Origin of the sequence: Fibrella forsythiae (assembly GCF_017353175.1) — a bacterium.
Lineage (GTDB): Bacteria > Bacteroidota > Bacteroidia > Cytophagales > Spirosomataceae > Fibrella > Fibrella forsythiae.
In genome coordinates this window covers 144,579-153,997 of the sequence record NZ_JAFMYW010000013.1, presented here as the reverse complement: position 1 = coordinate 153,997, position 9,419 = coordinate 144,579, and the positions used below count along the sequence as shown (strand labels likewise).

Genomic DNA, 9,419 nt, shown 5'->3' with positions numbered 1-9,419 from the left:
CGCCCCAACGCTGAATCCGATCTCGGTATCACTCTGCGTAGGCGCTCCGCTGAACCTGACAGGTCTGCTGGGTGGCTCAGGCAACATCCTGACGGGTCTGACTACCACGCTCTTAGGTGGTGGTACGCTACCTGTGACGGTCGCTGCTGGTGCTAACGTCTTCAATCTGGTATCGACTTCGCCGCTAGGCTGTAGCACTGTGACGCCCGTGAGCGTGACGGGTGTGAACGCCCCCGTGCTCAACCCCATCTCGGTATCGCTCTGCGTGGGTGCTCCGCTGAACCTGACGGCCTTGCTAGGCGCTGGCTCAGGGAATATCCTGACGGGTTTGACTACCACACTCTTAGGTGGCGGTACACTACCTGTCACGGTCGCTGCGGGTGCTAACGTCTTCAATCTGGTATCGACTTCGCCGCTGGGCTGTAGCACTGTGACGCCGGTGAGTGTAACAGGTGTGAACGCTCCGGTGATCGCGCCGATCGCGTTGAGCCTATGTGTAGGCGCCAACATTGATCTGACTAGCTTGTCTGGTCTAACCGGCTTGACGAATATCTTCCGGACAGGTAACCTGCTTGGTCTGGGTACGTTGCTCGGTACGCCAACTTCGGTCAGCATTGGTGCTGGTGTGAATCTCTTCAACGTGGTATCAACGGCTCCAACGGGTTGTACTACGGCCACACCAATCTCAGTGACGGGCGTGAATCCGCCAGTGATCGCGCCAATCGCGCTCTCACTTTGTGTTGGTGCGAATCTGGACTTGACTAGCTTAAGCGGCTTGACTGGTTTGACCAATGTCTTCCGCACAGGTGGTCTGCTAGGGCTGGGTAATATCCTGGGCACACCAACGGCAGTCAGTATCGGAGCTGGGGTGAACCTGTTCAACGTGGTGAGCACGGCTCCAACGGGTTGTACAACCGCTACGCCGATCTCGGTAACGGGCGTAGATGCGCCAGTAGTAGCACCAGTTGCGCTGTCACTTTGCGTAGGCGCGAATCTGGATCTGACCAGCCTGTCTGGTTTGACAGGTCTAACAAACATCTTCCGCACAGGAAACCTGCTAGGCTTGGGTACCTTAATCAATACGCCAACAGCGGTGAGCATTGGGGCTGGTCTTAACCTCTTCAATGTGGTGTCAACCAGTCCGTTCGGCTGCACTACGGCTGCTCCGATCAGTGTAACAGGGGTGAATCCACCAGTAGTTGCGCCAATCGCGCTGTCGCTCTGTATAGGTACTAACCTGGATCTGACGAGCCTGAGCGGCTTGACTGGACTGACCAACGTCTTCCGCACGGGTAGTTTGTTAGGGCTGGGTACGGTCATTAACACACCGGTATCCGTGAGCGTCGGCGTGAATCTGTTCAATGTAGTGTCGACCAATCCATTCGGTTGTACGACCGCTACGCCGATCAGCGTGACAGGTATTAACCCACCAGTGATTGCGCCGATTGCCTTGAGCCTCTGTGTGGGTGCCAATCTTGATTTGACTAGCTTAAGTGGCCTGACCGGTTTAACCAACGTGTTCCGCACAGGTAACCTGCTTGGTCTGGGTACGTTAATCAATACGCCGATTTCGGTCAGCATTGGTGCAGGGGTGAACCTGTTCAACGTGGTGAGCACAGCCCCAACGGGTTGCACTACGGCGACTCCGATCTCGGTAACGGGTGTTGATGCGCCGGTAATTGCGCCGATCGCCTTGTCACTCTGCGTGGGTACAAACCTTAACCTGACAAGCCTGAGTGGCTTAACTGGTCTGACGAATGTGTTCCGCACGGGCGGGATACTGGGGTTGGGTACGTTGGTAAACACACCAACATCCGTAAGTATCGGTGTAGGGGTGAACCTCTTCAATGTGGTAAGCACGGCTCCAACGGGTTGCACCACGGCCACGCCAATTTCGGTGACCGGAGCCGCTACGCCAGTACTTACGCCAATTAACCTGAGCCTCTGCGCCGGTGTCACGCTCGATCTGACCAGCCTGGGCGACCTGGCCGGCCTGACTAACGTGTTCCGCACAGGTAATCTGCTCGGCCTGGGTACGTTGGTGACGACACCAACGGCAGTGAACATCAGTGCTGGGGTGAATCTCTTCAACGTAGTGGCAACGAGTCCGTTTGGTTGTACGGCTGCCGCACCAATCTCGGTAACGGGTGTTGATGTGCCAGTGGTTACGCCAATCAGCCTTACACTTTGCGCGGCGGTGAATACACCGATTAATCTGAGCGCCATCCTGGCCGGAAACGGTAATGTGGCGGGCCTGACCAACATCTTCCGGTTAGGTGGCATGACGGGCGCAGTCATCGCCAATCCTGCCAACGTTAGTCTGGCAGCTGGTGTCAATCTGTTCACCGTGATGAGCACGAACCCAACGGGCTGCACGATTATTACGCCAATCGACGTAACGCTCAACATCAAACCCGTGATCAGCGTAGCAGCTGTGCTCAGGTCGCAGACAATCTGCGAAGGCACCTTGCCACTGCCAATCATCGGTACGGTAACCAGCGGTACAATCGCCAGCAGCTTCTTCTTCGGGCCGCTGACGGACACGACCAGCCTGTTCAGCACTACGGTTGGTGCCGGGCTGACCTTCACGCCAACGGCGGCTCAACTGCCAGCACCAGGCCAGACGGTCTACTTCGCGCTGGTGGCCAATGGAACCTCTACTTGCTCGGATACGGTATTCGTTTCAATCACGACGGCGCCACGGCCAGTAGTAGTAGCGACGAGCCTGAGCATCTGCCTGGGTGAAACGGTTGATCTGTCGGCGCAATTGTCGACCGCAAGAGACAATGTTCGTACGTTCTTCGCCACTCGCCTGAACGCCAACGCACAGGTCAATCCGCTAACAAATCTGATAGTTGCGCCAACGGTGACAACGACTTTCTTTACCCGCGTGGCTGTACCGCTCACTGGCTGCTTCAGTATCGACAGCATCGTGGTAACGGTGAAGCCAAAACCAAGCGCTGGTATGGATATGACGCTGGTTTGCGGACCACTGGGCGAAACACCAACCTCGGCCACGCTGACAGCATCGCCAGCCGGTGGGGTCTGGAGCAACGCAACGGGTAACCCAACGGTGGCCACGTTTACGCCGAACACCGCGTCGACTTCGGTTGGTGGCCTGGCGGTTGGTTCATACCGGTTCATCTACACGGCCGGCGGTTGTACGGATACGGTAGCGGTTGTAGTACCTGCCTGTCAGACGTTCTGTGCCGGTGTGTCGGTGACAGCACTGGCCAGCAGCTACACGCTTACGCCCGGTCAGTCGGTAAGCCTGACGGCTCAGGTTAGTCCAGCCGGGTCGTACACCTACGCTTGGAGTGGACCCGGAACGATCACACCGGCAAACGCAGCTACGGTAGTTGCAGCTGGCCTGCCAATGGGCGTGAATACGTTCACAGTAACGGTTACCACCCAACCAGGTTGTACGTCTACGGCGGTTGTGTCGGTAACGGTGGTAACACCAGACCTGGCCATCAGCGTGATCGATCCAGGTACGTGTGATGCCGGAACGAATACGTACACCACGTCAGGCGTCATCTCACTGACGAATGCGGTGGCGGGTATCCTGACCGTAACTGACGGTGCCAGCACAACAACGGTGTCGATAACGGCGGGGCAGACAACGGCTACCTTCAGCCTGCCTGGTCTGATCTCTGGTTCGGGTACACATACGGTAGTGGTGAGTGGTTCAGCCTACGCATCAGCATCTACCACCTACGTTGCACCGGAATCCTGCACGGTGGCGGCCTGCGACCTTGTGGTGACTGCCTCGGCGGCCAGCGCAACGGTAGCGGCCGGTCAGCCAGCCTTCCTGTCGGCCATTGTATCGCCGTCGGGTAGTTACACCTACGTTTGGAGTGCGCCGAATGGTGTCTCTATCTCGCCTGTCAACGCATCGGCGGTGCAAACGTCTGGTCTGGCATCGGGTGTGTATACCTTCACCGTGGCAGTTACGCAGCGGCCTGGTTGTACGCAAGTGGCTACGGTATGCGTGTCGGTGCCATTCACGCCATGCGCCAACAGCAATTACGCCTATAGCCTGACAACGGTAGCCGGTCTGGGTAACTACCAGTGGCAGTACACGGCGCCGGGCTCAACAAGCAGCACCATTGTTCAGGACGGAACGGACAATAGCTTCATTGCCACGTTGCCGGGTGAGTATCGGGTGGTGACGTCGGGTGGCAACAATTGCCCTGGTAATTCGTGTTGCCCGATCATTATCTCGGAGTTGCAGGCACCGGTGTCGCTGTCTGTAACGGCCATCGCCGCTACCTGCAGCACTACGGCACCAGCCGCTGAGAATAACGCGCAGATTGTGTTGGCAGGCCCCGTACTGGCCGGAACAAGCTTCAACATCAGTGTTGGTACTTCATTCTCTGCCATCGGCGCGCTGTTTGCCACGAACCAGCCATTGACAGGCCTGATGACGGGTAGCGTACTGGCTGGTGGGTTACTGAATCCGCCAACAGCTGCAGGTAGTACGTACACTGTGCGGGTATTCACGGCTGATGGTTGCTTCTCGGATACGGTAGTAACGATTCCACGTTCGGACTGCCAGTGCCCACCTGCGAAATGCGTGCCGATTACGATTAGAAAAGTGGTTAGACGTTGATTGGTTGACGGGTTGCCTGGTTGATTTCCAATTAACCAGGCAACCCGTCCCACCGGACTTGCACGTTGTTGTCTGAAACGGCAACAAAAAGCCGCCGATCGAAAGACCGGCGGCTTTACTTTTGTAGAACTGTAAGATATCTGAAGGACGTATAGGGTTGGTTGGAACCTTACTTTACGATCGTCCACATAGCCTCTACATTGGTGACGGGTAGCTGGCAGGCGCGGTTATAACAGACATAAATGGCGGTCTGGTCGTTGATGGTGCCGCGCTGCTCTAACAAGGGCAATGAACTGCTGCTGAACGTACCTGCCACCACTTTGTTGGGGAAAAACTGACTGTCGATCTGTTGCCGGAAAGCCATCGCTTCGGGTCCTATCAGGGCGATTTCGGCGGTGGGACGTACCCGCAAGGCGTAGAGCGACGCCCAGTTGGTAAGGTAACTGACTTCGTTGGCCATCAGGGGCTGAATCAGGCCGAGCATAGCATCGGCGCGCTGGCCGTAGTCGGGGCGGTCGAGGAGGAGGCTGAGCGTGTAGAGGTTATGCGCCATGATCGAGTTCGAGGCCGGAATCACGTTGTCGAACAGCTCTTTCTTCCGTGCAATCAGTTCTTCGCCCGATTTATCCGTGAAGAAGAACAGGGGCTCCGGGGTGGCTTCCGAATCGTCCGTCGACGTACCTGGATCATCGAAATGAGCCAGTACGTATTGGGTTAGTTTATCGGCTTCGGTCAGCCAGCTTTCTGTGAACGTGGCCTGATAGAGGGCCAGATAGCCGTCGATCACGGCGGCGTAATCGTCGAGGAAGCCGATCTGCCGGGCACGGCCGGGTTCACCTTCACGTTTTTTGTACGTATGCCAGAGCCGCCCGCCGTTGCGCTGATCGGTCAGTTTCTGGTTGATGAAAAAGGCCAGTCGAAGCGCCGTCGACAGGAACTCGGGGTCGCCAAACACACGATAGGCTGTAACAAGGCCTTTCAGGGCCAGCCCGTTCCATGAACAGAGGATCTTATCGTCGAGGCCGGGGCGGATGCGCTGATCGCGAACGGCCATCAGCTTCTGGTGGGTGTCGGTGAGTTTCTGCTCTAGTTCGGCGGCGGTCCAGCCCTGCTGATCGGCGAAGGCGGGGTTGGTTTCGGTGCGGTGCAGAATGTTTGTTCGCCCATGACCATGGCCTATATCCCAGGCACCCTCCGGCGTGATGGTGTAGAGTCTGGCGAACCAGTCGTAATCGTCGCCCAGAATCTGCTGTAGTTCGTCGGCCTGCCAGGTGTAGAATTTGCCTTCTATGCCTTCACTATCGGCATCGAGCGCCGAGAAAAAGCCGCCTTCGGGACCGAGCAGTTCACGCTCCATGAAGCGAATGGTGCCGTAGACGGTGTCTTTGTACAGCTTGTTGCCGGTCAGCGTAAAGGCATCTGAATACAGGGTCAGTAGCTGCGCGTTGTCGTATAGCATCTTCTCGAAGTGCGGCGCAAACCAGTGCCGATCGGTCGAATAGCGCGCGAAACCACCGCCGAGCTGATCGTAAATCCCCCCCAGCGCCATACGGTTCAGTGTCAGCACCAGTTGATTAAACGCCGACGCGTCGCCGGTGAGGTCGGCGTAACGGAGCAGAAACCCGTAGAGCGTCGGCATCGGAAATTTGGGAGCACGGCCAGTACCGCCGTCTTCCAGATCGAAGCGCGACGCCAGCTTGAGGTACATGGCCTCCACGGTTTCCAGCGCATAGATCGGTTCGGCGTTGCTAAGTCTGAACCGATCCGTTTCCGACGCGTTCAGGTGGGCGGCAAACCCCTCCGCCGATTCGGCCAGTTTGTCGCGGTTGGTATCGAACGCTTCCCGCACCCCACTCATCAGGTTATGCCAGTTTTGGGGTGGCGCGTAGGTGAGTCCGTAGAACGGTTTGGCGTCGGGCATTAGAAATACGTTGAGTGGCCACCCGCCCTGTACGCCCATCGCCTGAACGGCTTCCATGTAGATCGCATCCACATCGGGCCGTTCTTCCCGGTCTACTTTGATACAGACAAAGTTCTGGTTCATCAACTTTGCAATCTGCTCATTTTCAAATGATTCACGCTCCATTACGTGGCACCAGTGGCAGGCCGAATAGCCAATACTGACCAGGATAGGTTTGTCTTCGTTGCGGGCGCGTTGCAGGGCTTCGTCCCCCCACGGATACCAATCCACTGGGTTATGGGCGTGCTGAAGAAGGTATGGCGATGATTCGGTGCTAAGGCGGTTCATGGAAATTCAGTTTACTGTTTGCCGTTTACTGTCTTCTGTTGCGTTGCTTCTTCACAAGTGGTGATGTAGCAGCGCAACAGAAGACAGTAAACGGTAAACAGTAAACTAGTTAATGATTAATTGCTTGCTTACGCCACCCGTTCGGACCAGATACAGACCGGCGGGGAGGGTACTGGTATCAATGACGAGCGGGGCCGAAATGTTCATGAATTGGCGGATAATCTGCCCCTGCGCGTTAACCAACGTCACGCCGCCCGGCTGGCTGGTGGTTACCGTTACCTGCTGGCGGGCTGGGTTGGGGTACAGGCGAATGTCGGGCAGGACGGGAGCCTCGGTGGCCAGTATGGTTAGGTCGTACTGGCAAAGGGCTACCTCCCGGCCGGTGAGGGTGATGCTTCCCTGCCAGCTCTTGTAGCGGATGGGTACCACCGTCTGCTGCCCGTCGGTGGCGTAGGGGTTCTGGGCGGCAACCAGCAGCTTGTTAGTATTGAGAACGCCCCGCCAAATGGGTTGCTGGCTGTTCATCAGGTCGCGGGCGTTGGTTTCGGCCACCAGCTCATAGGCCCCCTGAAACTGACTATTGAACTGCGAGAGCCGGTATAGGCCATGAATAAAGTATTCGTAGGCAGCGTGCACATCCTGCCGGGTGGTCGAGAGGTTCAGCTGATCCCAAAACCACAGCCCTTTTGCGCCGGCGAAGAAGGGGAATATCGCCGTGGCCTCGGCCATTTGCGGCTGAATGAACGTAGGGTAGTTACCGCAGCAGTCGTGAAACCGCATCCAGACGAACGGAATCACCGGTTTACTACTCCAGGCCCGGTTTGCTTCGATCTGAAACAGCGTATAAGCGAGGTAATCGCCCGCCAGGGGACTGGGTCGAACCGGGTCGTAGTTGTAGTAATAATAGACTGACGGAGCCAGGAAATTGAGCTGATCGTAAAAAGCTCCGCCGAGCTTCGTGCCGGTGCTGTCTTTGGTGAGGTAGCTCAGGCGGCTGGCGTTGGTGGTCCAGTCGGGCCAGGTGTTGGCCACTACGTTCAGGTACGTGTTGCGGATAGGTACGTCGCTGTAGGTGCTAATGCGCGTTTGTGAAAGGTCGGCACGCTGGCGAAGGTATTGCAACCCGTAGGCGTAGAGGGCAACGAGGTCTTTTTTGTAGGTACGTACGAAATCGGCGTCGGTCAGGGCGCGGTACTGGGCGGGCGTGGCGGCGTTTGTCTTCAGCCGGAGAATACCCGCGTCGGTATCGATCTGCCGTTCAACGTCGATCATGAGCACGTCGGCCGGAAGAATGAATTGACCCGCCGCGTTGGTTTGCCCGCCCGATTGTTCGCGGAGCCAGCCATCCCATTTGGTGCGGTAGAGGGCCAGGTCATTTCCCCACGGGCTTTCGAGCGTTTCCCACGGTTGATTCAGGCCATAGGCAAAACCGGCGTATTCCAACGCCCGTTGTTGTCGGGCGGTACCTTCGCCCGCTACCGGCTGAACAAGGCGATTGAAGCCGTGAGCAGACGGGCCATTCGCGTCGCCGCTCAGCCGGGCGCCGCCGTAGATGATCGTAAAGGCATCGGGCAGGGTAAAGGCCGGAAACTTGCTCCACTCAACCCGGTTGGGCTGCGTAACGGGCGTAAACGCAAGCGGTTCGGCACAACGTACCTGAGCTTGCCCGGGTACGTCCATACCAGGCAGGCTGCCGGTGAGTAACAGCAGGGTAAGCAGGCAACTAAGCCAGGTACCTGCATACCGGGTACCTCCATGCCAGGTACGTTGTTGGTAGCGCACAGCTAGTGGGTTTGTTTCGACAAAGCTAGGTTCAGAACGTTCGTTTTATCAACACAAACTTACCTACGGCCCGCCGACTACCTATTTTGTGATCGTGATGGCTGTAATGGTGTTGGTGGTCCGTTCCTCGTAAAAGGCCGTTACTACTGAACCGTTCACCTCCAGCAACTCGCTGGTAATGAAAAACGGAAACTCGGTGATCTCACCGTCTGTGGCCGTAATCATCAGCAGGCCGGGTACATCGCCGGTGGTGATTTCATCGGCACCCAGTACACCCGTTACCTTGCTGGTCTCATTGGTGATCACGCCCGCATCGGCATCCAGCAGGAACCGCCCGCCAACTTCAATATCGAGCAGCGCATTGGTTTGCTCGGTAGTGTAACGGAACGAAACAGACTGGCCAACCAGCCCCGACAGTGTAGCCAACGGCACGGTACGGATGTCTTCCAGATTGAGGATGAACTGTTCCGTACGTTTCTGCTTCGGCCATTCAATGGTCAGGGTGACCATCGGGTAACCGGCATCATCGACCTGTTTCAGAACACCAGTTTCGCTGATTTCCTCGTTGCCGGGAATGGTATCATGGATAACGAGCGGTGTTGGGGCGGGTGGCTGAATAATGAATCGGATTCCACGCATACAGGCAGCTGTGTTCGGTTGCCGGTTGGCAGTAGCGTAGCCGAGGTCGATAGCCAAACCCGTTATTGGTAAAAGGAGTACTACATGCCAATGCTTCACGAGGTTTTTCTGTCTTGTACATAGTCTGCGCTGTGGCAA

Annotated in this window: 4 protein-coding genes; 1 reads left to right on the top strand and 3 read right to left on the bottom strand. The window is 56.9% G+C overall.

Annotated elements, in window-relative coordinates; all coding sequences use genetic code 11:
* Window positions 1–4,612: beta strand repeat-containing protein (locus J2I46_RS29895; protein ID WP_207332776.1), on the top strand; the 4,612-nt coding region annotated here is incomplete at its 5' end.
* 169 nt (window positions 4,613–4,781) lie between these two features.
* Here J2I46_RS29895 and J2I46_RS29890 read toward each other — a convergent pair.
* The 3 genes from J2I46_RS29890 to J2I46_RS29880 all read right to left on the bottom strand — a co-directional run bounded on the left by J2I46_RS29890 (window position 4,782) and on the right by J2I46_RS29880 (window position 9,281).
* On the bottom strand, window positions 4,782–6,860 hold the full coding sequence (locus tag J2I46_RS29890) for a thioredoxin domain-containing protein (RefSeq protein ID WP_207332775.1): 2,079 nt from the start codon (window positions 6,858–6,860) through the stop codon (window positions 4,782–4,784).
* Between the two features lie 105 nt (window positions 6,861–6,965).
* Window positions 6,966–8,642, bottom strand: a complete 1,677-nt coding sequence (locus J2I46_RS29885; RefSeq protein WP_310589116.1) for a T9SS type A sorting domain-containing protein — start codon at window positions 8,640–8,642, stop codon at window positions 6,966–6,968.
* A gap of 81 nt (window positions 8,643–8,723) precedes the next feature.
* Window positions 8,724–9,281 (bottom strand): hypothetical protein, encoded by a 558-nt coding sequence (locus J2I46_RS29880; protein ID WP_207332774.1) that lies wholly within the window; start codon window positions 9,279–9,281, stop codon window positions 8,724–8,726.
* Window positions 9,282–9,419 lie beyond the last annotated feature (138 nt).

Bases quoted from the DNA above. Each gene is read 5' to 3' on its own strand.
- J2I46_RS29890 (WP_207332775.1), bottom strand. From the start codon at position 6,860: ATGAACCGCCTTAGCACCGAATCATCGCCATACCTTCTTCAGCACGCC.
- J2I46_RS29880 (WP_207332774.1), bottom strand. From the start codon at position 9,281: ATGCGTGGAATCCGATTCATTATTCAGCCACCCGCCCCAACACCGCTC.